Origin of the sequence: Pseudomonas sp. St386 (assembly GCF_018325865.1) — a bacterium.
GTDB classification, from domain to species: Bacteria; Pseudomonadota; Gammaproteobacteria; order Pseudomonadales; family Pseudomonadaceae; genus Aquipseudomonas; species Aquipseudomonas brassicacearum.
Window position 1 is genome coordinate 509393 of the sequence record NZ_AP021900.1, and the last position, 24416, is coordinate 533808.

Genomic DNA, 24416 nt, shown 5'->3' on the forward strand with positions numbered 1-24416 from the left:
TTACATGCGCTCCAGGGTTTCCAGGCCCAGCAGTTCCAGGCCTTGCTTGAGCGTACGCCCGGTCAGCGCGGCGAGGCGCAGGCGGCTCTGCATTTGCTCTGGGGTTTGCGCGTTGAGGATCGGGCAGTTCTCGTAGAAGCTGGAGAACAGGCCGGCGACATCGTACAGGTAGGCGCACAGGGTGTGCGGCGTGCCCTTGTCGGCGACGTTGTTCAACACTTCACCGAACTGCGCCAGCTTCGCCGCCAGCTCCTGTTCGTGAGGGGCCTCAAGCACAATCTGGCCGTCCACTTCATTGAAGCTCTTGCCGAGCTTGCGGAACACCCCCGCCACGCGGGTGTAGGCGTACAGCAGGTACGGCGCGGTGTTGCCTTCGAAGTTGAGCATCAGGTCGAAGTTGAAGCTGTAGTCGCTGGTGCGGTGCTTGGACAGGTCGGCGTATTTCACCGCGTCGATGCCCACGACCTTGGCGATCTTGCGCAGTTCGTCCTCGGCCAGCTCGGGGTTCTTGCCCTTGACCAGGGTGTAGGCGCGGTCCTGGGCTTCGGTCAGCAGGTCTATCAGCTTCACCGTGCCGCCATCGCGGGTCTTGAACGGGCGGCCGTCGGCGCCGTTCATGGTGCCGAAGCCCATGTGCTCCATCTCCATTGGACGGGTCACGAAACCGGCCAGGCGCGCGACTTCGAACACTTGCTGGAAGTGCAGGGCCTGGCGCTGGTCGACGAAGTACAGCACCCGATCGGCCTTGAGCACGCTGTTACGGTAGCGCACGGCTGCCAGGTCGGTGGTGGCGTAGAGGTAGCCACCGTCGGCCTTGACGATGATCACCGGCAGCGGCTCGCCATCGGCGGTCTTGAACTGGTCGAGGAACACGCACTGGGCGCCGTTGCTTTCCACCAGCATGCCCTTGGCCTTGAGGTCGTTGACCACGTTGATCAGGTCGTCGTTGTAGGCGCTTTCGCCCATCACGTCGGCCATGGTCAATTTGACGTTCAGCAACTCGTAGATTTTCTGGCAGTGGGACAGGGAGATGTCCTTGAACTTGCTCCACAGCGCCAGGCACTCGGCATCGCCGGCCTGCAGCTTGACCACCAGGCCCCGGGCACGGTCGGCGAACTCGGGCGACTCGTCGAAGCGTTGCTTGGCGGCGCGGTAGAAGTTCTCCAGGTCCGACAGTTCGTCGCTGGTAATGGGGTTTTCCTGCAGGTAGGCCATCAGCATGCCGAACTGGGTGCCCCAGTCGCCCACGTGGTTCTGGCGGATCACCGTGTCGCCGAGAAACTCCAGGACCCGGGCCACGCCGTCGCCGATGATGGTCGAGCGCAGGTGGCCGACGTGCATTTCCTTGGCCAGGTTGGGGGCCGAGAGGTCGACCACGGTGCGCTGCAACGGACCGGCCTTGCGTACGCCAATGCGCTCGTCAGCCAGGGCCGCGTCCAGGCGCGAAGCCAGGGCCTGTGTGTTCTGGAAGAAGTTGATGAACCCGGGGCCGGCAATGTCGGCCTTGCTGACGTTCTCGTCGGTCGGCAGGGCGGCGATGATTTTCTCCGCCAGGTCCCGGGGCTTCATGCCGGCCGGCTTGGCGAGCATCATCGCGATGTTGCTGGCGAAGTCGCCGTGGGTCTTGTCGCGGGTGTTTTCGACCTGAATCGCCGGCGACAGGCCTTCTGGCAGCACACCTTCAGTGACGAGTTGGGCGATGGCTTGCTGGATGAGCTGGCGAATGGTGTCTTTCATGGTCTTCTCTTTCAACCGCAGGCGCGGCGGCGCTTCGATGCGCTGGTGGAAAAACTGGGCATTATCCGTGGCGAAGACGGGCTTGCCAACTGTAGCGGGTCGGTTGGGGATGTGTGGTGACTATTCGAGCGTCATCGCGAGCAGGCTCGCTCCCACATTGGAATGCGATTCCCTGTGGGAGCGAGCCTGCTCGCGATGACGATGTCTGAATCAATACAAATCCACCGGATCCACATCCAGCGACCAGCGCACCGCCCGCCCGCTGGGCATCTGTTCCAGTACCAGCAGCCAGGCGCTCAGCAGTCGATGCAGCGGCGCCCGGGCATTGGCCTGCAATAAAAGCTGCGCGCGATAGCGCCCGGCCCGCCGTTCCATCGGCGCCGGCACCGGGCCCAAGAGTTCGATGCCGGTGAGGTTCTGCTCCGCCAGCAAGCGCTCTGCCTCGCTGCAGGCCTCATCGAGAAAGCCTTCGGCTTGCCCCGGCTTGTGGGCTTCGGCCCGCAACAGCGCCAGGTGGGCAAAAGGTGGGAGGCCGGCGCTGCGGCGTTCGCTCAAGGCCTGCTCGGCGAAGGCGAAATAACCTTGTTCGGTCAGTTGGATCAGCAACGGGTGATCGGCCAGGTGGGTCTGGATGATCACTTTACCCGGCTCCTCGGCCCGCCCGGCCCGGCCTGCGACCTGGACGATCAACTGCGCCATGCGCTCGCTGGCGCGGAAGTCACCGGAAAACAGTCCGCCATCGGCGTCGAGGATCGACACCAGCGTGACCCGTGGGAAGTGGTGTCCCTTGGCGAGCATCTGCGTGCCCACCAGGATGCACGGCTGGCCCTTCTGGATCGTGGCGAACAACTGGTTCATCGCGTCCTTGCGCGAAGTGCTGTCGCGATCCACCCGCAGTACCGGGTAATCGGGGAACAGGATGCCCAGCCGTTCTTCTGCGCGTTCGGTGCCGGCGCCGACCGGGCGCAAGTCCACTTTGCCGCACTGCGGGCAGTGCCTTGGCACGCGCTCGACGTGGCCACAATGGTGGCAACGCAGCTCGCCATGGCGTTGATGCACGGTCATCCGCGCATCGCAGCGTTCGCAGCCGGACATCCAGCCGCAGTCGTGGCACAACAGCGTCGGAGCGAAACCGCGGCGATTGAGGAACACCAGGACCTGTTGCCCTGCAGCCAGGGTCTGGCCGATGGCTTGCTGCATCGGTCCCGAAATACCGCTGTCCAGCGGGCGACTTTTCACGTCCAGGCGCAGGAAACGCGGTTGCTTGGCGCCGCCGGCCCGCTCATTGAGGCGCAGCAGGCCGTAGCGGCCGGTATAGGCGTTGTGCAGGCTTTCCAGCGATGGCGTGGCCGAGCCGAGGACGATCGGGATGTTTTCCTGGCGGGCGCGCACCAATGCCAGGTCGCGGGCGTGATAGCGCAGGCCTTCTTGCTGTTTATAAGAACCGTCGTGTTCTTCGTCGATGATGATAAGGCCAGGGTTCTTCATCGGAGTGAACAGGGCCGACCGGGTGCCGATGATGATGTCGGCCTCGCCGTCACGGGCGGCGAGCCAGGCTTCCAGGCGTTCGCGGTCGTTGACCGCCGAGTGCACCAGGGCGATCCGGGCGTTGAAGCGCTGTTCGAAGCGCGCCAGGGTTTGTGGGCCGAGGTTGATTTCCGGAATCAGTACCAGCGCCTGCTTGCCGGCCTCCAGGGTCTGGCGGATCAGTTGCAGGTAGACCTCGGTCTTGCCGCTGCCGGTGACACCTGCCAGCAGAAAGGCGTGATAACTGTCGAAACCTGCGCGAATCGCTTCGCAAGCGGCCCGCTGTTCGGCGTTGAGCGGCAGTTCCGGCTGGGCCAGCCAATGTTCATGGCGGGCGCCGGGGGCGTGCCTGCGCACTTCCACCTGAACCAGGTCCTTGGCCAGCAACAGGTCGAGGCTGTCCTTGCTGAGCATCAGTTTGCTCAACAATTGATGCGCCACGCCGTGGGGATGTTGGGCCAGGGTCGCCAAGGCCTCGCGCTGGCGCGGGGCGCGGGCGATGCGTGGATCGTCCAGCGAGGCGCCGGGCGCCACCGACCAGAACCGCTCCTGGCGCGCCTCGGCCGGTTCGCCCTGGCGCAGCAGCACCGGCAGCGCCCAACTCAGGGTGTCGCCGAGGCTGTGCTGGTAATACTGGGACGTCCACAGGCACAACTTGAACAGCGCGGCGGGCAGTGGTGGCGTGGCATCGAGCAGGGCCAGGGCTGGTTTGAGCTTGTCGACCGGGACCTCGCTGTGGTCGGTGACCTCCACCAGGATACCGATCATCTCCCGCCGGCCGAACGGCACCCGCAGGCGCATGCCCGGGTGCAACTGGGCGCGCAGGACCCCGGCCGGGGCGCGGTAGTCGAACAGGCGGCGCAGGGGCGAAGGCAGGGCGAGGCGCAGGATGGCGTCGGGCACGCGGGGGATCTCGATAGGCGGACAAATTCGCAAGGCTGAGCACGATTCAATGTGGGAGCGAGCTTGCTCGCGATGGCGGTGGTTCAGTGACGGTGATGTCGACTGTGCTGTCGCAATCGCGAGCAAGCTCGCTCCCACAGGGATTGTGCTTGAGGCCGGGAGCCTAGCAGACGGTTGGTACAAGTCATAGCTTGCGTGATTGATGTTGTCTGGTAGAATCCGCGGCCTAATTACGTGCGGTATTCAACAATAGTGTTGGGTGGCGGCACGCTAGCCTGAGGAAAACAGCATGAAAACCGATATCCATCCGGAATACCCAGTAATTGCCGTAACCTGCAGCTGCGGCAACAAGTTCGAAACGCGTTCGACCTACGGCAAAGCCCTGGCGATCGACGTTTGCAACGAATGCCACCCGTTCTACACCGGCAAGCAAAAGACTCTGGATACCGGCGGCCGTGTTCAGAAGTTCGCCGATCGTTTCGGTGCTTTCGGCAAAGTTACTCCAAAAGCCTGAGGCTGATCATTTTGGATGGTCGTCTCGACCGCTCCAGACTGATGAAAAAGGCGCCCCTTGTGGGCGCCTTTTTTGTGTCTGCGATTTGGCTCTGTGGCGCCCAGGCGTCCTGTCCTTCGCCGGGTAACCTGCCCCAGGTGGCGGTGCAACGGGTGGTGGATGGCGATACCTTGTACTTGGAGGATGGCCGGCGCATTCGGATGATTGGGCTCAATAGTCCGGAACTGGGCAAGCGAGGCCGCGCCGACGAACCATTCGTCGTGGCGGCGCGTCAGCGACTCGAGGCCTTGGTAGCCGCCAGCGATGGCCGAGTGGGCGTGTTGCCTGGCAAGGATGATCGGGATGATTACGGTCGCACGCTGGCCCATGTCTACAACGCCCAGGGCGAGAACCTCGAGGAGCGTTTGATTGCCGAGGGGCTGGGGTTTCTGGTGGCGGTCGCGCCGAACGTCGACCTGGTCAGTTGTCAGCAAGTGGCCGAACGTCATGCGCGGCAAGCTGGATCCGGTCTCTGGAAAAAATCGCCCGTCGTGCGAGCGGAGCAAATCAATGCGCCCGGTTTCGTGCTGATGAGCGCACGTGTCGAAAACGTGCAGCGCAATCGCGGTGGCATCTGGATTGAATTGCAGGGGTCGGTTGTCTTGCACATTGCACCTGGTGTGCAGAGGCGTTTCGACGCCTCGGCCCTGAAGCGGTTAAAGGGCCGAAAAATCGAGGCCCGTGGCTGGGTCGTCGACCGCGCCCGGCGTGGTGGCCACAAGGCCGGGCAGGCGCGATGGATGTTGCCGCTGACCGATCCAGCCATGCTGCAAACGGTCTTGTAAGAAAAAATTGTAGACATTTTATCAGTGGATTGTATGCATGTGGCCCTTGTGTTTCGCGGCTCTTGGCCCAAAGTCGTAGGGCAGGGCGCTTGACAGCAGTGACTGGTCAGTCTTGTGGGGACTTTGCGAGGCGCGTATCCTCGGCGGTCCGTCTGTCCAACACAGTAAAAAGCGGAATGCCCACATGTCTGATCTGAAAACTGCCGCTCTCGAATATCACGCTAATCCTCGTCCAGGGAAGCTGAGTGTCGAGCTCACCAAGGCCACCGCTACTGCTCGCGACTTGTCGCTGGCCTACAGCCCCGGCGTAGCCGAACCAGTCCGCGAAATCGCTCGCGACCCTGAACTGGCCTACAAATACACCGGTAAAGGCAACCTGGTTGCAGTCATTTCCGATGGCACCGCGATTCTCGGCCTGGGTAACCTCGGCCCATTGGCTTCCAAGCCAGTCATGGAAGGCAAGGGCGTGCTGTTCAAGCGCTTCGCCGGTATCGACGTATTCGACATCGAAGTCGATTCCGAGAGCCCGCAAGCCTTCATCGACACCGTCAAGCGCATCTCCATCACCTTTGGCGGCATCAACCTGGAAGACATCAAGGCACCAGAGTGCTTCGAGATCGAGCGCGCCCTGATCGAACAGTGCGACATTCCGGTATTCCACGATGACCAGCACGGCACCGCGATCGTCACCGCGGCCGGCATGATCAACGCCCTGGAAATCGCCGGCAAGACCCTGCCGGAAGCCAAGATCGTCTGCCTCGGCGCTGGCGCTGCGGCCATCTCCTGCATGAAGTTGCTGGTGAGCATGGGTGCCAAGATCGAAAACATCTTTATGGTCGACCGTACCGGCGTGATCCACTCCGGCCGTGACGACCTGAACCAGTACAAGGCCGTGTTTGCCCACACGACCGAGAAGCGCTCCCTGGCGGACGCGCTGGACGGTGCCGACGTGTTTGTTGGCCTGTCGGGTCCGAACCTGCTGAGCGCGGAAAACCTGCTGCGCATGGCGCCGAACCCAATCGTGTTCGCTTGCTCGAACCCGGATCCGGAAATCGCCCCGGAACTGGCTCACGCAACTCGTAACGACGTGATCATGGCCACCGGCCGTTCGGACTACCCGAACCAGGTCAACAACGTACTGGGCTTCCCGTTCATCTTCCGCGGTGCCCTGGACGTTCGCGCCAAGCGCATCAACGAAGAAATGAAAGTCGCGGCCGCCAACGCCCTGCGCGAACTGGCCAAGCTGCCGGTGCCTCAGGAAGTGTGCGACGCCTACGGCGGCATCAAGCTGGAATTCGGTCGTGAGTACATCATCCCGAAACCAATGGACGCCCGTCTGATCACCCTGATCTCCGACGCCGTGGCCAAGGCCGCCATCGAGACTGGCGTGGCCACCCTGCCGTATCCGAAGAACTACCCGCTCAAGAGCGTGGATGATGTGTTCAACGGCTAAGCCGTTGTAGCGCTTCAAAAAAAGCCCCGGCTCCTGTGAGTCGGGGCTTTTTTGTGCCAGCCGGTTTTGTGTGACCACTGCAGAATCCCTGTGGGAGCGAGCTTGTTCGCGATTACGGTCGGGCATTCAACATCGATGCAAGCTGAGCTGCCGCCATCGCGAGCAAGCTCTGCTCCCACAGGATGTTGCGGCCAAAAAAAGCCCCGCACTTCTTCCGAAGGCGGGGCTTTTGGGGTGGGGCCCGGTCAGAACAGATCGATCGGCGCCGCCTCGTCCGCCGGCAGCGGGCTACCCGGTGCGACGCCGTTGCCCAGCTCGTTGGCCGACGGTGGCGTGTCTTCGCTCTTGAACAGTTCGAAGTACGCACCCGGGGTGCCCGGTGTAGCGGCGCGGCCACTGACCGGGTCGACCCGCAGGCTGAGGATGCCTTCCGGTTCCGGCTGGGTGTGAGGCGGTTTGTCCTTGAGGGCGGCGCCCATGTAGCTCATCCAGATCGGCAACGCCACGGTGCCGCCGAACTCGCGGCGACCCAGGCTTTCGGGTTGGTCGAAACCGGTCCAGACGGTGGTCACGTAGTCGGCGTTGTAGCCGGAGAACCAGGCGTCCTTGGATTCGTTGGTGGTACCGGTCTTGCCCGCCAGGTCCGTGCGGCCCAGGGCCAGGGCGCGACGGCCGGTGCCGAGCTTGATCACGTCCTGCAGCATGCTGTTGAGGATGTAAGTGGTGCGGCCATCGACAATGCGTTCCGCGATGGCGGGCGCCTGGGGCAGGCCCGGGGCCGTGGTGGCTTCGCCCGGTGTCGCATTGACCGTAAACGTCTCAGTGGATGGTGCGGCGACGCCATCGCTGGCCTGCTCACCCGTGGGGACGCGTGGCGGGTTGGCGACGAACAGCGTCTCGCCGTTGCGGCTTTCGATCTTGTCGATGATGTACGGGGTGATCTTGTACCCGCCGTTGGCGAACGTACTCCAGCCGGTGGCGATCTCCATCGGCGTCAAGGTCGCGGTGCCCAGGGCCAGGGACAGGTTGCGCGGCAGGTCCTGCTTGTTGAAGCCGAACTTGCTGATGTAGTCGATGGTGCGGTCCACGCCCAATGCCTGCAGCAGGCGGATCGAGACCAGGTTGCGGGATTTGTACAGCGCCTCACGCAAGCGAATCGGGCCGAGGAACGTATTGGTGTCGTTCTTCGGTCGCCAGACCTTGTCCAGGTACTCATCGACGAACACGATCGGTGCGTCGTTCACCAGGCTGGCGGCGGTGTAGCCGTTATCCAGGGCGGCGCTGTAGACGAACGGCTTGAAGCTCGAGCCCGGTTGGCGCTTGGCCTGCAACGCGCGGTTGTAATTGCTTTGCTCGAAGGCGAAGCCACCCACCAACGAACGGATGGCACCGTCCTGCGGGTCGAGGGACACCAGGGCGCCCTGGGCGGCCGGGATCTGGCTGAACTTGAGAGTGTTGTCCGCCTGGCGCTGGACACGGACCAGGTCGCCGACCTGGGCAACGTCGGACGGTTGCCGTGGGTTGGCGCCCATGCTGTTGGTATTGAGGAACGGCCGGGCCCATTTCATGGTGTCCCAGGCCACATGTTCTTCCTGCTCGCCGTTACGGGTCAGCACCTTGATGCCGTCCTTGTCCGCCGACGTGACAATCGCCGGCTCCAGGCTGCTGATGGTGCGCTGCTTGGTCAGCTCCAGGGCCCAGGCTTCCTTGGTCTTGCCCGGCAGGCGTGATTCAGGGCCACGGTAGCCGTGGCGCTGGTCGTAGGTCATCAGGCCCTCGTGCAGCGCGGTGTTGGCCATTTCCTGCAAGTTGCTCGGCACCGTGGTGGTCACCCGGAAACCTTCGGTGTAAGCGTCGCTGCCATAGCGCCCGACCATCTCGGCACGGGCCATCTCGGCGATATACGGGGCGTTCACTTCCGGGGTCGGTACGTGATAGCTGGCGTTCAGCGGCTCATTGATCGCGGCGGTGTAGTCGGCCTCGCTGATCTTGCCGAGCTTGTACATGCGCCCCAGGATCCAGTCGCGACGCTCCTTGCTGCGCGCCGGGTTGGCCAGCGGGTTGAAGCGCGAGGGTGCCTTGGGCAGTCCGGCGATCATCGCCATCTGTGCCAGGCTCACGTCGCGGATCGACTTGCCGTAATACACCTGTGCCGCCGCCTCGATGCCGTAGGCGCGGTTGCCCAGGTAAATCTTGTTCACGTACAGCTCGAGGATTTCATCCTTGGTCAGCTGCCGCTCGATTTGCAGGGCCAGGAGGATCTCGGTGGTCTTGCGCGAGAAGCTGCGCTCGCTGGTCAGGAAGAAGTTCTTGGCCACCTGCATGGTGATGGTGCTGCCGCCGGACTGGATATGCCCGCTCTTGACCAGCTGGCTGGCGGCGCGCATCAGGCTGCCCGGGTCGACGCCGTAGTGATTGGCGAAGTTATCGTCTTCAGCACTTAGTAACGCATTGATGAAATTGGGGGGAATGTCGGCGAAACGGATCGGCGTGCGGCGCATTTCGCCAAATTCGGCGATCAACTTGTTGTCGCTGCTGTACACCCGCAAAGGAATCTGCAACTGAATACTTCTCAGCGCCTCCACGGACGGCAATCCCGGACTAAGGTAAAGAAAGGCACCGCTCAGGCCCAAGAGCAGTCCGCAGAAAACGGCGACGATGGACCATCCGAAAAATTTCAGCAGACGAATCAAGGCTTTTGGATATCCAGGCAAAGAATGAAAAAGGCGCCAGGTGCAGGGATGGACCCGTGCTTGCAACAAAGCGAAAAAAAACGCTGGGCATTATAAGCATTTTTTTTCGTCGGGAATGCCATCCGGACGTCCGTCGGACCGGTGTGATTGAACGCAATGCATATTAGAGAGTCCGTAACTCACGGATAGTCATAGGGAATTGGTAGTGCTACGACTCTTCAATAAAAAAGCCCATGCGCTTCTGGGGATCGACATCAGTTCGACGTCGGTGAAGCTGCTGGAGTTGAGCCGCCAGGGCGATCGATACCGCGTCGAGTCCTACGCGGTCGAACCGTTGCCAGCCAACGCTGTGGTCGAGAAGAACATCGCCGAGCTCGAAGGGGTGGGGCAGGCGTTGTCGCGCCTGTTGGCCAAGGCCAAGACGCCCTTGCGTAGCGTGGCGGTGGCGGTGGCGGGTTCAGCGGTGATCACCAAGACCATCGAGATGGACGCCGGCCTGTCCGACGATGACATGGAAAACCAGCTCAAGATCGAGGCCGATCAATACATCCCCTATCCCCTGGATGAGGTGGCCATCGATTTCGAAGTGATGGGTGTTTCGCCACGCAGTGCCGAGCGCGTCGAAGTGCTGCTGGCGGCGTGCCGCAAGGAAAACGTCGAGGTCCGCGAGGCCGCATTGGCGCTCGCCGGGCTGACGGCCCGGGTGGTCGATGTGGAGGCTTATGCGCTGGAGCGTGCTTTTGGCCTGCTCGCCACGCAACTGGCTGCCTCCCAGGAACGGCTGACTGTGGCGGTCGTCGATATCGGCGCCACCATGACCACCCTCAGCGTGCTGCACAACGGGCGCATCATCTATACCCGCGAACAATTGTTCGGCGGCCGCCAACTGACCGAGGAGATCCAGCGCCGCTATGGCCTGACACCCGAGCAGGCTGGCCAGGCAAAGAAGCAGGGTGGCCTGCCGGACGACTATCTCAGCGAAGTGCTGCAACCTTTTCGCGAGGCCCTGGTACAGCAGGTCTCGCGGTCCTTGCAGTTCTTCTTCGCCTCGGGCCAGTACAGTGCGGTGGACCACATTCTGCTGGCCGGGGGCACGGCTTCGGTCGCCGGCCTGGATCGGCTGATCGAGCAGCGCCTGGGCACGCCGACCCAGGTGGCCAACCCGTTTACCAACATGGCCCTGAGCAGCAAGGTCAATGCCGGCGCCCTGGCCGGTGATGCGCCGGCACTGATGATTGCCTGTGGGCTGGCCCTCAGGAGTTTTGACTGATGGCACGGATCAACCTGCTTCCCTGGCGCGAAGAGCTGCGTGAAGAACGGCGTAAACGCTTTTTGCTGGCCTTGGTGGGGGCGCTGATCGGCGCGGTCGGCGTGGTCCTGGTCGCGGTCCGCTACATTGACAGCGCCATCGACCGCCAGGTCGCTCGCAATAGCCATCTTTCCGAGCAGATCGCCGTGCTGGACGAGCGCATCAAGCAGATCAGCGAATTGAAGGCTCGTCGCCAGCAATTGTTGGAGCGCATGCGCATCATCCAGGACTTGCAAGGTAACCGGCCGGTCAGTGGGCGCATCTTCGACCAATTGGTGCGGACCTTGCCGGACGGGGTGTATTTCACCGAAGTGAAGATGGAAGACCGGACGCTCTCGATCAAGGGGGCCGCGGAATCGAACAACCGGGTCTCGGACCTGATGCGCAACCTGGACTCGTCGGACCTGTTCGACACGCCCAGCCTGACGGAGGTCAAGGCCACCACCGCTGGGCAGCTCGACCAGGCCAATGTCTTCCAGCTGACGGTTCGCCAGACTCGCCCGGCCGATGCGGAGGACGCCCAATGAAACCGGGGGAGTGGTTCGACGCACTGCGCAAGATCGATCTCAGTGACCTGGACACCAACAACATCGGTTCCTGGCCCGCGCCGATCAAATGGCTGGCGGGTGTCCTGCTGGTGGTCCTGGTGCTGGGGCTGGGCTATAACTTTGCCTTGAGTGACCTGGAGAACCAGTTGCAGCAGGTGCGCGAGGAAGAAAACACCCTCAAGGCGCAATTCGCGGGCAAGGCCCACATGGCCGCGAACCTGGAGCGCTACACCGAGCAGATGAAGCAGATGGAAACGTCTTTTGGTGTGCTGTTGCGGCAATTGCCCAGCGATACCGAAGTGCCGGGCCTGCTGGAGGACATTACTCGCACCGGCCTGGGCAGCGGCCTGGAGTTCGAGGAAATCAAGCTGCTGCCGGAGGTCACCCAGCCGTTCTACATCGAGTTGCCGATCCAGATCACCGTGACCGGCGGCTACCACGACCTGGCGACGTTCGTCAGTGGGGTGGCGGGGCTGCCGCGGATTGTCACGCTGCACGACTTCGAGATCGCACCGATGGAGCCCGAGGCCGGCGCGAAGCTGCGCATGAGCATCCAGGCCAAGACCTACCGGTACAACGAGCAGGAGGCGCAACCATGAGGCCGGTGTGTCGCATCTGCCTGCTGGCAGGCCTGGTCGCGCTGGCGGGCTGCGGTAACGACAACGGTTTCAGTGATTTGGACGCCTACATGAACGAAGTGCGCCTGCGGCCACCCGGCAAGATCGAGCCGACGCCGACGTTCAGACCCTACGAAACCTTTACCTACAGTGCCGCCAACCTGCGCAGCCCGTTTTCCCGGCAGGTCCGGGTGGACCAGGCCGAACGGCAGCGGGGCTCGCGCAACGTCCGGCCCGACCCGAACCGGGTCAAACAGTATCTGGAAGGCTTCAACATCGAGCAGTTTGAAATGGTCGGTACGATCTCCAACGTCAGTGGCTCCTTCGCGCTCCTGCGGGGCGCGGGCGGGGTGCACCGGCTCAAGGTCGGTGACTATTTGGGACGCAACGACGGGCGGATCGTCAACATCAGTGCCACCCAGGTCGATGTGGTCGAAATCGTTCCCGATGGCGAGGGTGCCTGGCTGGAGCGACCACGGACCATTCCTTTGAAAGAGCATTCATAGTGGAACTCGAACAATGAACAGGTTTTTTTCAGCCCTCGGTATTTCGCTATGGATAGCGCTGTTGTCGCCGATGGTTCTCGGGGCCAGCCTGAAGACGTTGGATGTGGCGGCGTTGCCGGGGGACCGTGTCGAGTTGAAGCTCTCCTTCGACGGGCCGCCGCCGTCACCCCGGGGCTACACCACCGAACAACCGGCGCGGATTGCGCTGGACCTGCCGGGCGTGACCAATCAACTTTCCAGCAAGCGCCGCGACCTGGGCGGGGGCAATGCACGCAGCGCCACTGTGGTCGAGGCTGGGGATCGTACTCGGTTGATCATCGGCCTTACCCAGCTGGCGCCGTATGACACCCGGATCGAAGGTAACAACCTGTTCGTGGTGGTTGGCAAGGGCGCCGCCCCGAAGAGCACTGCCCCGAAGAGCTCCGCCCAGGCCCCGCGCCCGGCGGTTGCCAGCGCTGCGCCTGCGAGGGCCAGTGCGCCGGTGGGCAAGGCGATCCGTGGGGTGGACTTCCAGCGCGGGACCCAGGGCGAAGGCAACGTGGTGATCGACCTGTCTGATCCGTCCATTGCCCCGGACATCCAGGAGCGCGAAGGCAAGATCATCCTCAATTTCGCCAGGACCCAGTTGCCCGAGCCGCTGCGGGTGCGCCTGGACGTCAAGGACTTCGCCACCCCGGTGCAATTCGTCAATGCCAGCGCCGGCAGCGACCGGGCGACCATCAGCATCGAACCCAGCGGCACCTTCGACTACTCGACCTACCAGACCGACAACAAGCTCACCGTCAGCGTCCGGCCCATGACCGTCGACGACCTGCAAAAACGCAACGCCGACCGCGCGGCCTACAGTGGCGAGAAGCTCTCGCTCAACTTCCAGGACATCGAGGTGCGTTCGGTCCTGCAACTGATTGCCGATTTTACCAACCTGAACCTCGTGGCCAGCGACACGGTGCAGGGTGGCATCACCCTGCGGTTGCAGAATGTGCCCTGGGACCAGGCGCTCGACCTGGTGCTCAAGACCAAGGGGTTGGACAAGCGCAAGGTCGGCAACGTGCTGTTGGTGGCTCCGGCCGATGAAATTGCCGCTCGTGAGCGCCAGGAACTGGAGTCGCAGAAGCAGATTGCCGACCTGGCGCCGCTGCGGCGTGAGCTGTTGCAGGTCAACTATGCGAAGGCGACGGACATCGCCAAGCTGTTCCAGTCGGTGACCAGTGCCGAGGCCAAAGCCGATGAGCGCGGCACGATCACGGTCGATGAGCGGACCAACAACATCATTGCCTACCAGACCCAGGACCGTCTCGACGAACTGCGCCGGATCGTGGCGCAACTGGATATTCCGGTGCGCCAGGTGATGATCGAGGCGCGGATTGTCGAAGCCAACGTCGACTACGACAAAAGCCTGGGTGTGCGCTGGGGCGGTTCGGTTCAAAACAAGGGCAACTGGAGCTCCTCGGGGGTTACCACGGGCGATTCCACCACCGTTGGCACGCCGGGTAGCACCAGCACCAACCAGCCGTTCGTCGACCTGGGCGCCTCGGGCAATACCTCGGGCATCGGCATTGCCTTCATCACCGACAACGTATTGCTGGACCTTGAGCTGACGGCCATGGAGAAAACCGGCAACGGGGAGATCGTCTCCCAGCCCAAGGTGGTGACGTCCGACAAGGAGACGGCAAAGATCCTCAAGGGCACGGAAATTCCTTATCAGGAAGCCAGTTCCAGCGGCGCTACGTCGGTGTCGTTCAAGGAGGCTTCGCTGTCGCTGGAGGTGACCCCGCAGATCACTCCAGACAACCGGATCATCATGGAGGTCAAGGTCACCAAGGATGAGCCGGACTACCTGAACAAGGTGAATGATGTACCGCCGATCAAGAAAAACGAGGTCAATGCCAAGGTCCTGGTCAATGATGGCGAGACCATTGTGATTGGCGGGGTTTTCTCAAATACTCAGAGCAAGGTTGTAGATAAGGTGCCATTTCTTGGCGATGTGCCGTATCTTGGCCGCCTTTTCCGGCGTGATGTGGTTTCGGATAGCAAATCCGAGCTGCTGGTGTTCCTCACTCCGCGTATCATGAATAACCAGGCGATTGCTGTGAGTCGTTGATTCTGTGCGAAATTTGATTCTTGTTGGGCCGATGGGCGCTGGAAAAAGCACCATCGGCCGTTTGCTGGCCAAAGAGCTGCGCCTGCCGTTCAAAGATTCCGACAAGGAAATTGAATTGCGCACGGGTGCCAATATCCCATGGATTTTCGACAAGGAAGGCGAACCGGGCTTTCGTGACCGTGAGCAGGCGATGATCGCCGAGCTGTGCGCGTTCGATGGCGTGGTGCTCGCCACCGGTGGCGGCGCGGTGATGCGCGAAGCCAATCGTCGGGCGCTGCATGCCGGCGGACGAGTGGTCTATCTGCATGCTTCTGTCGAGCAGCAGGTGGGTCGCACCGCTCGGGATCGCAACCGCCCGTTGTTGCGCACCGCCGACCCGGCCAAGACCCTGCGCGACCTCCTGGAGCTGCGTGATCCGCTGTATCGGGAGATCGCCGACCTGGTGGTGGAAACCGACGAGCGGCCGCCGCGGATGGTGGTGCTGGACATTCTCGATCGCCTTCAGCAACTGCCTCCCCGTTAATGCGCCTGGCGAAATGCGCTATCCTCGACGTCCCGTCATGGCCCGCCTGGGGCGTGGCGGATGGCCATTAACTGGCGTCAGAACAAGCACCGTGGACTTTCGTTAATTGCAGGCAGGACGCCTGATTCCATCTTCACTGTGGGGACACATGCAGACACTTAAGGTCGACCTGGGCGAGCGCAGCTACCCGATTCATATTGGCGAAGGCTTGCTGGACCAGCCCGAACTGCTGGCGCCGCATATCGCCGGGCGGCAAGTGGCGATCATTTCCAATGAAACCGTCGCGCCCCTGTATCTGGAACGTCTGACCCGCAGCCTGTCGGCCTTCTCGGTCATTTCCGTGGTATTGCCCGACGGCGAAGCCTTCAAGAACTGGGAAACCCTGCAACTTATTTTCGATGGCCTGCTGACTGCGCGCCACGATCGCCGCACCACGGTGGTTGCCTTGGGTGGCGGTGTGATCGGCGACATGGCCGGTTTTGCAGCCGCCTGCTATCAGCGCGGCGTCGATTTCATCCAGATCCCCACCACGCTGCTGTCGCAGGTCGACTCGTCGGTGGGCGGCAAGACCGGGATCAACCATCCGCTGGGCAAGAACATGGTCGGTGCTTTCTATCAGCCCAACGTGGTGCTGATCGACACCGCCACCCTCAATACCTTGCCGGCCCGCGAACTGTCTGCGGGGCTGGCGGAAGTCATCAAGTACGGGCTGATCTGCGACGAGCCGTTCCTGGGCTGGCTCGAGGAGAACGTCGACCGCCTGCGGGCACTGGATCAAGTGGCCCTGACCTACGCCATCGAACGCTCCTGCGCCGCCAAGGCTGCCGTGGTGGGGGCCGATGAGCGTGAGTCGGGGGTGCGCGCCACCCTCAACTTGGGGCACACCTTCGGCCATGCCATCGAAACCCACATGGGCTATGGTGTCTGGCTGCACGGTGAAGCGGTTGCGGCCGGTACGGTCATGGCCCTGGAGATGTCTGCGCGCCTGGGCTGGATCAGCGAACAGGAGCGTGATCGCGGTATTCGTCTGTTCCAGCGCGCCGGGTTGCCGGTGGTTCCGCCCGAGGAAATGAGCGAGGCGGATTTTCTTGAACACATGGCAATCGACAAAAAAGTGATCGACGGTCGTCTGCGTCTGGTGCTGCTGCGCCACATGGGCGAAGCGGTGGTGACCGACGATTATCCGAAAGAAGTTCTACAGGCCACGCTGGGAGCGGACTACCGCGCCCTGGCTCAGCTTAAAGGTTAATAAGATCCGATGACTAGTTTGCATGCCGACGAGGCTTTCCTCGGCCATTTCCAATTGAGTCATGACCCTTTTGCACCGCGGGTCCCGGGCTTCAAGTTCTTCCCTGCTCAGCGCAAACCGGTACTGGGCCAGTTGCATCACCTGGCGCGCTACAGCCAGTTGCTGCTGGTGGTCACCGGTCCCCAGGGCAGCGGCAAGACCTTGCTGCGCCAGGCCCTGGTGGCCAGCACCAACAAGCAGTCCGTGCAAAGCGTGGTGGTATCGGCCCGTGGCGCCGGCGATGCAGCCGGTATATTGCGTCAGGTGGCCCAGGCGCTGAACGTCGCGCAGGCCGAAGTCGGTGCAATTCTCGATCAGATCGTGCAACTGGCGCTGACCGGGCAGGAAGTCTATCTGCTGGTGGACGATGCCGAGCAACTCGACGAGTCGGCCCTCGAGGCCCTGCTGGCCTTGGCGGCCGGTGCGCCGGAGGGTCGCCCTCATGTGTTCCTGTTCGGCGAGTCGTCGCTGATCGCTGATCTGGACCAATTGAATCTTGAGGAAGAGCGCTTCCACGTCATCGAGCTGGCGCCCTACACCGAGGAAGAAACGCGTGAATACCTGGCCCAGCGTCTTGAGGGTGCGGGCCGGGGTATCGAACTTTTTACCGCCGATCAGATCTCTGAGATTCACGAAAGCGCCGACGGTTGGCCTGGCAACATCAACCAGGTCGCCCGCGATGCTCTGATCGAAGTCATGATTGCCAGCCGCTCAGCGGTGAAGCGTCCAAGTATGGGGTTCAACATGCCGAAGAAACACGTATTGGCAATTTCCGCCGTCGTCGTGGTCGCGGTTGCCGCCGCCTGGCTGATGCCGGGTCGCACCAAGGCACCCACCACCGGTGCCCCTGCCAACGAACAGGCGCAACTGCCTCTCGGCCAGGGGACGCCGCAACCCAACGGTGGTGCGCCGGCAGTGGAATTCGCCGGCAACACTCAGCCGATGCCACTGCCGCTGGTCGGCCAGTCGCAACCGGTCATGCGCGGTCCGCTGGCTGAAGCGGCCGGTGGCATCACCGAAGGCGACGACGGCGCAGCGCCACCGGTCGACGACAGCAGCGACGTGCCGCCGACCGTGACCACCACCGCACCGCCTGTGGGCGTGCCCGCCGGTCCTGCCCCGATGCCTGCCCCGACGCCTGCCCCGGCCGCCAAGCCGACTCCGGCGCCCACCCAGGTGGCCACCGCCAAGCCTGCCCCGGTTCCAACGCCTGCCAAGCCGGCGGCGCCAGCACCCGCAGCCAAGCCTGCTGCTCCGGCCAAGGCCACGGGCGGTAGCTGGTACGCTGGCCAGGCACCGGGCAACTACGTAGTGCAGATCCTCGGCACCAGTTCCGAAGCCGCGGCACAGAACTTCGTCAAGGAGCAGGGCGGCGAGTACCGCTACTTCAAGAAAGTCCTCAATGGCAAGCCGCTGTATGTCATCACCTATGGCAGCTTTGCCAACCGTGATGCAGCCGTTTCCGCCATCAAGGCCTTGCCAGCGAAGGTTCAGGCTGGTAAACCTTGGCCTCGCACTGTCGCCAGCGTCCAACAGGAACTGGCAGCAACTCGCTGAAGATTCGGCGGCCTTACCCAGGCCGCCTCTCCCGGCAACCTCAAAATTTCCGCAGGGGCGGGCGACCTTTCAGGCCGCGCGCCTTGTGGTGTCTGCGTCACAGTAGTGTTTGAGTCGTAGCGGTCGAACCCAAAAAAGTTTTGACTAGCACAGCATATAGCTTTAAACCTTTCACAAATGCGACATGGATTTGCGACAGTTCGTCGTCAAATTTGTGAGCCTCTGTGTCGGTGTGTACAATGACCTCCCTTTTGCCCCCGCAAAGCTGGCGTACGTTCGGCGCGGCATGCAACTGGTTGAATTGAAAAGAAATTTGCCTCGATTAGAGGCAGCCTGGTGAGAAAGTGTCTATGAAAGCAGGTCTGTACCAACCAGATGAATTCAAGGATAACTGCGGTTTCGGCCTGATAGCTCATATGCAGGGCGAGCCCAGCCACACCCTTTTGCAAACGGCCATTGAGGCCCTGACCTGCATGACCCACCGTGGTGGGATCAACGCCGACGGCAAGACCGGCGACGGTTGTGGCTTGCTGATTCAAAAACCCGACGAGTTCCTGCGTGCCATTGCCCAGGAAACGTTTGGCGTGACCCTGCCCAAGCAGTACGCCGTGGGCATGGTGTTCTTCAACCAGGATCCGGTGAAGGCCCAAGCGGCTCGCGAGAACATGAATCGCGAGATCCTGGCCGCCGGCCTGCAACTGGTAGGCTGGCGCAAAGTGCCGATCGACACCAGTGTCCTCGGCCGTCTGGCGCTCGAGCGCCTGCCGCAGATCGAACAGGTGTTCATCGCCGGCGACGGCCTGAGCGACCAGGACATGTCGATCAAGCTGTTCAGTTCCCGTCGTCGTTCGTCCGTGGCCAATGCCGCCGACACCGATCACTACATCTGCAGCTTTTCCCACAAGACCATTATCTACAAAGGCCTGATGATGCCGGCGGACCTCACCGCCTTCTATCCGGACCTGAGCGACGAGCGCCTGAAAACCGCGATCTGCGTGTTCCACCAGCGCTTCTCCACCAACACCCTGCCGAAATGGCCGCTGGCCCAGCCATTCCGCTTCCTCGCCCACAACGGCGAGATCAACACCATCACCGGCAACCGCAACTGGGCCGTGGCCCGTCGCACCAAGTTCGCCAACGACCTGATGCCCGACCTTGAAGAACTCGGCCCGCTGGTCAACCGCGTGGGCTCGGACTCCTCGAGCATGGACAACATGCTGGAACTGATGGTGACCGGTGGTATCGACCTGTTCCGTGGCGTGCGCATGCTCGTGCCGCCAGCATGGCAGAACGTCGAGACCATGGACCCGGACCTGCGCGCGTTCTACGAATACAACTCCATGCACATGGAACCGTGGGATGGCCCGGCCGGTATCGTCATGACCGACGGTCGCTACGCCGTGTGCCTGCTGGACCGTAACGGCCTGCGTCCGGCGCGTTGGGTCACCACCACCAACGGGTTCATCACCCTGGCGTCGGAAATCGGCGTCTGGAACTATCAGCCTGAAGACGTCATCGCCAAGGGCCGCGTAGGCCCGGGCCAGATCTTTGCCGTGGACACCGAGACCGGCCAGATCCTCGACACCGACGCCATCGACAACCGCCTCAAGTCCCGTCATCCGTACAAACAATGGCTGCGCAAGAATGCCCTGCGCATCCAGGCGACCATGGAAGACAACGACCACGGCTCGGCTTTCTACGACGTCGACCAGCTCAAGCAGTACATGAAGATGTACCAGGTGACGTTCGAAGAGCGTGACCAGGTGCTGCGTCCGCTCGGCGAGCAGGGTTACGAAGCGGTCGGCTCCATGGGTGATGACACGCCGATGGCCGTGCTGTCGCAGCGCGTGCGTACGCCGTACGACTATTTCCGCCAGCAGTTCGCCCAGGTGACCAACCCACCGATCGACCCACTGCGCGAAGCGATCGTGATGTCCCTGGAAATCTGCCTCGGTGCCGAGCGCAACATTTTCCAGGAGTCGCCGGAACACGCCTCGCGGGTGATCCTCAGCTCGCCGGTCATTTCCCCGGCCAAGTGGCGCTCGTTGACCAACCTCGACCGCCCGGGTTTTGCGCGCCAGGTCATCGACCTGAACTATGACGAAAGCGTCGGCCTGGAAGCGGCGATCCGCAACGTTGCCGATCAGGCTGAAGAAGCCGCGCGCGCCGGTCGTACCCAGATCGTGCTGAGCGACCGTCACATCGCGCCGGGCAAGTTGCCGATCCATGCCTCGCTGGCCACCGGCGCGGTGCACCATCGCCTGACCGAAAAAGGCCTGCGCTGCGACTCCAACATCCTGGTGGAAACCGCCACCGCCCGCGATCCGCATCACTTCGCGGTGCTGATCGGTTTCGGTGCCTCGGCGGTGTATCCGTTCCTGGCCTATGAAGTGCTGGGCGACCTGATCCGTACCGGTGAAGTGCTGGGCGACCTCTACGAGGTGTTCAAGAACTACCGCAAGGGCATCACCAAGGGCCTGCTCAAGATCCTGTCGAAGATGGGTATCTCGACCATCGCCTCGTACCGTGGCGCGCAACTGTTCGAGGCCATCGGCCTGTCGGAAGAAGTCTGCGAGCTGAGCTTCCGTGGCGTGCCGAGCCGCATCAAAGGTGCGCGTTTCGTCGACATCGAAGCCGAACAGAAAGCCCTGGCGGCCGAAGCCTGGAGCCCGCGCAAGCCGATCCAGCAAGGCGGCCTGTTGAAGTTCGTCCATGGTGGCGAGTACCACGCCTATAACCCGGACGTGGTCAGCACCTTGCAAGCCGCCGTGCAGCAGGGCGACTACAGCAAGTTCAAGGAATACACCTCGCTGGTGGACAACCGTCCGGTGTCGATGATTCGCGACCTGCTCAAGGTCAAGACCCTCGACACGCCGCTGGACATCAGTGAAATAGAGCCGCTGGAATCGGTGCTCAAGCGCTTCGATTCGGCCGGTATTTCCCTGGGCGCCTTGTCCCCGGAAGCCCACGAAGCCCTGGCCGAAGCCATGAACCGCCTCGGTGCGCGTTCCAACTCCGGTGAAGGCGGCGAAGACCCGGCGCGCTACGGCACCATCAAGAGTTCGAAAATCAAGCAGGTGGCAACCGGCCGCTTCGGTGTGACGCCGGAATACCTGGTCAACGCTGAAGTGCTGCAGATCAAGGTTGCCCAGGGCGCCAAGCCCGGCGAAGGCGGCCAGTTGCCCGGCGGCAAGGTCAACGGCCTGATCGCCAAGCTGCGCTACGCGGTACCTGGCGTGACCCTGATCTCGCCACCGCCGCACCACGACATCTACTCGATCGAAGACTTGTCGCAACTGATCTTCGACCTCAAGCAGGTGAACCCGAAGGCGCTGGTCTCGGTGAAACTGGTGGCGGAAGCGGGCGTTGGCACCATCGCGGCCGGCGTGGCCAAGGCCTATGCCGACCTGATCACCATCTCCGGCTACGACGGCGGCACCGGCGCATCGCCGCTGACCTCGATCAAGTACGCTGGCGCGCCGTGGGAACTGGGCCTGGCTGAAACCCACCAGACCCTGCGCGGCAACGATTTGCGCGGCAAGGTCCGGGTGCAGACCGACGGTGGCCTGAAAACCGGCCTGGACGTGATCAAGGCCGCCATCCTCGGCGCCGAGAGCTTCGGCTTCGGTACCGCGCCGATGATCGCCCTGGGCTGCAAATACCTGCGCATCTGCCACCTGAACAACTGCGCCACCGGCGTGGCGACCCAGAACGACAAGCTGCGCAAGGACCACTACATCGGTACCGTCGACATGGTGGTGAACTTCTTCACCTACGTGGCCGAAGAGACCCGTGAGTGGTTGGCGAAGCTGGGCGTGCGCTCGCTTGAAGAGCTGATCGGCCGTACCGATCTGCTGGAAGTGATCGAAGGCCAGACCGCCAAGCAGCAACACCTGGACCTGACCCCGTTGTTGGGCAGCGATCTCATTCCGGCAGACAAGCCACAGTTCTGCCAGGTCGACCGCAACCCGCCGTTCGACAAGGGGGAGCTGGCCGAGAAGATGGTCGACATGGCCGCTGCGGCGATCAACGACCTGAGCGGTGCCGAGTTCGACCTGGACATCTGCAACTGCGACCGTTCCATCGGCGCACGGATCTCCGGCGAAATCGCGCGCAAGCACGGCAACCAGGGCATGGCCAAGGCGCCGGTCACCTTCCGCTTCAAAGGCACCGCAGGCCAGAGCTTCGGCGTCTGGAACGCCGGTGGCCTGAACATGTACCTGGAAGGCGATGCCAACGACTACGTGGGCAAGGGTATGACCGGTGGCAAGCTGGTCATCGTTCCGCCCAAGGGCAGCGTCTACAAGACCCAGGACAGTGCCATCATCGGCAACACCTGCCTCTACGGCGCCACGGGCGGCAAGCTGTTCGCCGCCGGCACCGCAGGCGAGCGTTTTGCCGTGCGTAACTCCGGGGCCCACACTGTGGTGGAAGGCACCGGCGATCACTGCTGCGAGTACATGACCGGTGGTTTTGTCTGCGTGCTGGGCAAGACCGGTTATAACTTCGGCTCTGGCATGACCGGCGGTTTCGCCTACGTGCTCGACCAGGACAACACCTTCGTTGACCGGGTCAACCACGAACTGGTGGAAATCCAGCGGATCAGCGGCGAGGCGATGGAAGCCTATCGCAGCCACCTGCAAAACGTGCTGAACGAGTACGTCGCGGAAACCGACAGCGAGTGGGGTCGTGAACTCGCCGAGAACCTCGATGACTACTTGCGCCGTTTCTGGCTGGTCAAGCCCAAGGCTGCCAACCTGAAATCGTTGCTTTCCAGCACTCGTGCCAACCCGCAGTGATATGCGCCTGAAGAGTTTGATGAGGTTTTAACAATGGCTGAACGTCTGAATAACGACTTCCAGTTCATCGATGTCGGGCGCAAGGATCCGAAGAAGAAACTGTTGCGTCAACGCAAGAAAGAGTTCGTGGAAATCTACGAACCTTTCAAACCCCAGCAGTCGGCCGACCAGGCCCACCGCTGCCTGGGCTGCGGTAACCCGTATTGCGAGTGGAAGTGCCCGGTGCACAACTTCATTCCCAACTGGCTGAAACTGGTGGCCGAGGGCAACATCCTCCAGGCCGCCGAGCTGTCCCACCAGACCAACACCCTGCCGGAAGTCTGCGGCCGGGTGTGCCCGCAGGATCGTCTGTGCGAAGGTGCGTGCACCCTCAACGACGGTTTTGGCGCGGTGACCATCGGTTCGGTGGAGAAGTACATCACCGACACCGCGTTTGCCATGGGCTGGCGTCCGGACATGTCCAAGGTCAAGCCGACCGGCAAGCGCGTGGCGATCATCGGTGCCGGCCCGGCGGGCCTGGGCTGTGCCGATGTGCTGGTGCGTGGTGGCGTGACCCCGGTGGTGTTCGACAAGAACCCGGAAATCGGCGGTCTGCTGACCTTTGGCATTCCCGAGTTCAAGCTGGAAAAGACTGTGCTGAGCAATCGTCGCGAAGTCTTCACCGGCATGGGCATCGAGTTCCGCCTGAACACCGAGGTGGGCAAGGACGTGACCATGGAGCAACTGCTCGAAGAATACGATGCGGTATTCATGGGCATGGGCACCTACACCTACATGAAGGGCGGCTTTGCCGGTGAGGACCTGCCAGGCGTCTACGACGCACTCGACTTCCTGATCGCCAACGTCAACCGCAACCTGGGCTTTGAAAAGTCGCCGGAAGATTTCGTCGACATGAAAGGCAAGAAGGTCGTGGTACTCGGCGGTGGCGACACGGCGATGGACTGCAACCGCACCTCGATTCGCCAGGGCGCCAAGTCGGTGACCTGTGCCTACCGTCGTGACGAAGCCAACATGCCCGGTTCGCGTAAAGAGGTGAAGAACGCCAAGGAAGAAGGCGTGAAGTTCCTCTACAACCGCCAACCGATCGCCATTGTCGGTGAAGACAAGGTCGAAGGGGTGAAGGTGGTCGAGACCCGTCTCGGCGAACCGGACGCCCGTGGCCGCCGCAGCCCCGAGCCGATTCCCGGTTCCGAAGAGATCATCCCGGCCGACGCCGTGGTCATCGCCTTCGGCTTCCGCCCAAGCCCGGCGCCGTGGTTCGAGCAGTTCAGCATCCAGACCGATAGCCAGGGCCGCGTCGTGGCCCCAGAGCAGGGCCAGTACAAGCACCAGACCAGCAACCCGAAGATCTTCGCCGGTGGCGACATGGTCCGGGGTTCCGACCTGGTGGTGACGGCGATCTTCGAAGGCCGCAATGCGGCGGAAGGGATCCTGGATTACCTGCAAGTCTGATCAAGCGACACCAAACCCTGTGGGCGAGCTTTGTGGGAGCAAAGCTTGCTCGCGATCCAGGCGCC

At 62.4% G+C, this 24416-nt stretch carries 16 protein-coding genes; 13 read left to right on the forward strand and 3 right to left on the reverse strand.

The window, feature by feature from the left end:
• Both argS and KI235_RS02255 read right to left on the reverse strand, forming a co-directional pair.
• Positions 1-1737 (reverse strand): arginine--tRNA ligase, encoded by a 1737-nt coding sequence (gene argS / locus KI235_RS02250; protein WP_003196962.1) that lies wholly within the window; start codon positions 1735-1737, stop codon positions 1-3.
• Between the two features lie 210 nt (positions 1738-1947).
• Positions 1948-4167, reverse strand: coding sequence for a primosomal protein N' (locus KI235_RS02255; RefSeq protein ID WP_003196963.1), 2220 nt, complete (start codon positions 4165-4167; stop codon positions 1948-1950).
• A 289-nt stretch (positions 4168-4456) separates the two neighbouring features.
• Between KI235_RS02255 and rpmE the strand changes: the two genes are divergently transcribed.
• From rpmE to KI235_RS02270, 3 genes are all read left to right on the forward strand, one after another.
• Entirely contained in the window at positions 4457-4681 is a 225-nt protein-coding gene (rpmE, locus tag KI235_RS02260) for a 50S ribosomal protein L31 (RefSeq protein WP_003196965.1), read from the forward strand.
• A 41-nt stretch (positions 4682-4722) separates the two neighbouring features.
• Complete coding sequence (locus tag KI235_RS02265) at positions 4723-5505, forward strand: thermonuclease family protein (RefSeq protein WP_212795468.1); 783 nt, start codon at positions 4723-4725, stop codon at positions 5503-5505.
• Positions 5506-5689: 184 nt separating this feature from the next.
• Positions 5690-6958, forward strand: a complete 1269-nt coding sequence (locus KI235_RS02270; protein WP_003196970.1) for a malic enzyme-like NAD(P)-binding protein — start codon at positions 5690-5692, stop codon at positions 6956-6958.
• Between the two features lie 245 nt (positions 6959-7203).
• Here KI235_RS02270 and KI235_RS02275 read toward each other — a convergent pair whose 3' ends face one another.
• Positions 7204-9651: a penicillin-binding protein 1A gene (locus KI235_RS02275; protein ID WP_013692091.1), complete on the reverse strand. Its 2448-nt coding sequence runs from the start codon at positions 9649-9651 to the stop codon at positions 7204-7206.
• 205 nt (positions 9652-9856) lie between these two features.
• On the opposite strand from KI235_RS02275, the gene KI235_RS02280 reads away from it, so the two are divergent.
• From KI235_RS02280 to KI235_RS02325, 10 genes are all read left to right on the forward strand, one after another.
• The gene (locus KI235_RS02280; RefSeq protein ID WP_003196973.1) at positions 9857-10921 is read left to right on the forward strand and encodes a pilus assembly protein PilM; all 1065 of its coding nucleotides are present in this window, start codon (positions 9857-9859) and stop codon (positions 10919-10921) included.
• Positions 10921-11487 (forward strand): PilN domain-containing protein, encoded by a 567-nt coding sequence (locus KI235_RS02285; protein ID WP_003196975.1) that lies wholly within the window; start codon positions 10921-10923, stop codon positions 11485-11487. The genes KI235_RS02280 and KI235_RS02285 overlap by 1 nt, the downstream gene beginning before the upstream one ends.
• Positions 11484-12107 carry a type 4a pilus biogenesis protein PilO gene (gene pilO, locus KI235_RS02290; protein WP_003196977.1) on the forward strand — a complete coding sequence of 208 codons (624 nt, stop codon included), beginning with the start codon at positions 11484-11486 and terminating at the stop codon, positions 12105-12107. Before KI235_RS02285 ends, pilO begins: the two co-directional genes overlap by 4 nt.
• Positions 12104-12631, forward strand: a complete 528-nt coding sequence (locus KI235_RS02295) for a pilus assembly protein PilP (RefSeq protein ID WP_003196979.1) — start codon at positions 12104-12106, stop codon at positions 12629-12631. The genes pilO and KI235_RS02295 overlap by 4 nt, the downstream gene beginning before the upstream one ends.
• A gap of 13 nt (positions 12632-12644) precedes the next feature.
• The gene (gene pilQ / locus KI235_RS02300) at positions 12645-14732 is read left to right on the forward strand and encodes a type IV pilus secretin PilQ (RefSeq protein ID WP_212795469.1); all 2088 of its coding nucleotides are present in this window, start codon (positions 12645-12647) and stop codon (positions 14730-14732) included.
• 4 nt (positions 14733-14736) lie between these two features.
• On the forward strand, positions 14737-15255 hold the full coding sequence (gene aroK, locus KI235_RS02305; RefSeq protein ID WP_003196983.1) for a shikimate kinase AroK: 519 nt from the start codon (positions 14737-14739) through the stop codon (positions 15253-15255).
• A 148-nt stretch (positions 15256-15403) separates the two neighbouring features.
• Complete coding sequence (gene aroB / locus KI235_RS02310; protein WP_003196985.1) at positions 15404-16504, forward strand: 3-dehydroquinate synthase; 1101 nt, start codon at positions 15404-15406, stop codon at positions 16502-16504.
• 9 nt (positions 16505-16513) lie between these two features.
• On the forward strand, positions 16514-18100 hold the full coding sequence (locus tag KI235_RS02315; RefSeq protein WP_212795470.1) for an AAA family ATPase: 1587 nt from the start codon (positions 16514-16516) through the stop codon (positions 18098-18100).
• 350 nt (positions 18101-18450) lie between these two features.
• Complete coding sequence (gene gltB / locus KI235_RS02320) at positions 18451-22899, forward strand: glutamate synthase large subunit (RefSeq protein ID WP_027911941.1); 4449 nt, start codon at positions 18451-18453, stop codon at positions 22897-22899.
• A gap of 33 nt (positions 22900-22932) precedes the next feature.
• Positions 22933-24351, forward strand: coding sequence for an FAD-dependent oxidoreductase (locus tag KI235_RS02325; RefSeq protein WP_003196992.1), 1419 nt, complete (start codon positions 22933-22935; stop codon positions 24349-24351).
• Positions 24352-24416: the final 65 nt, after the last annotated feature.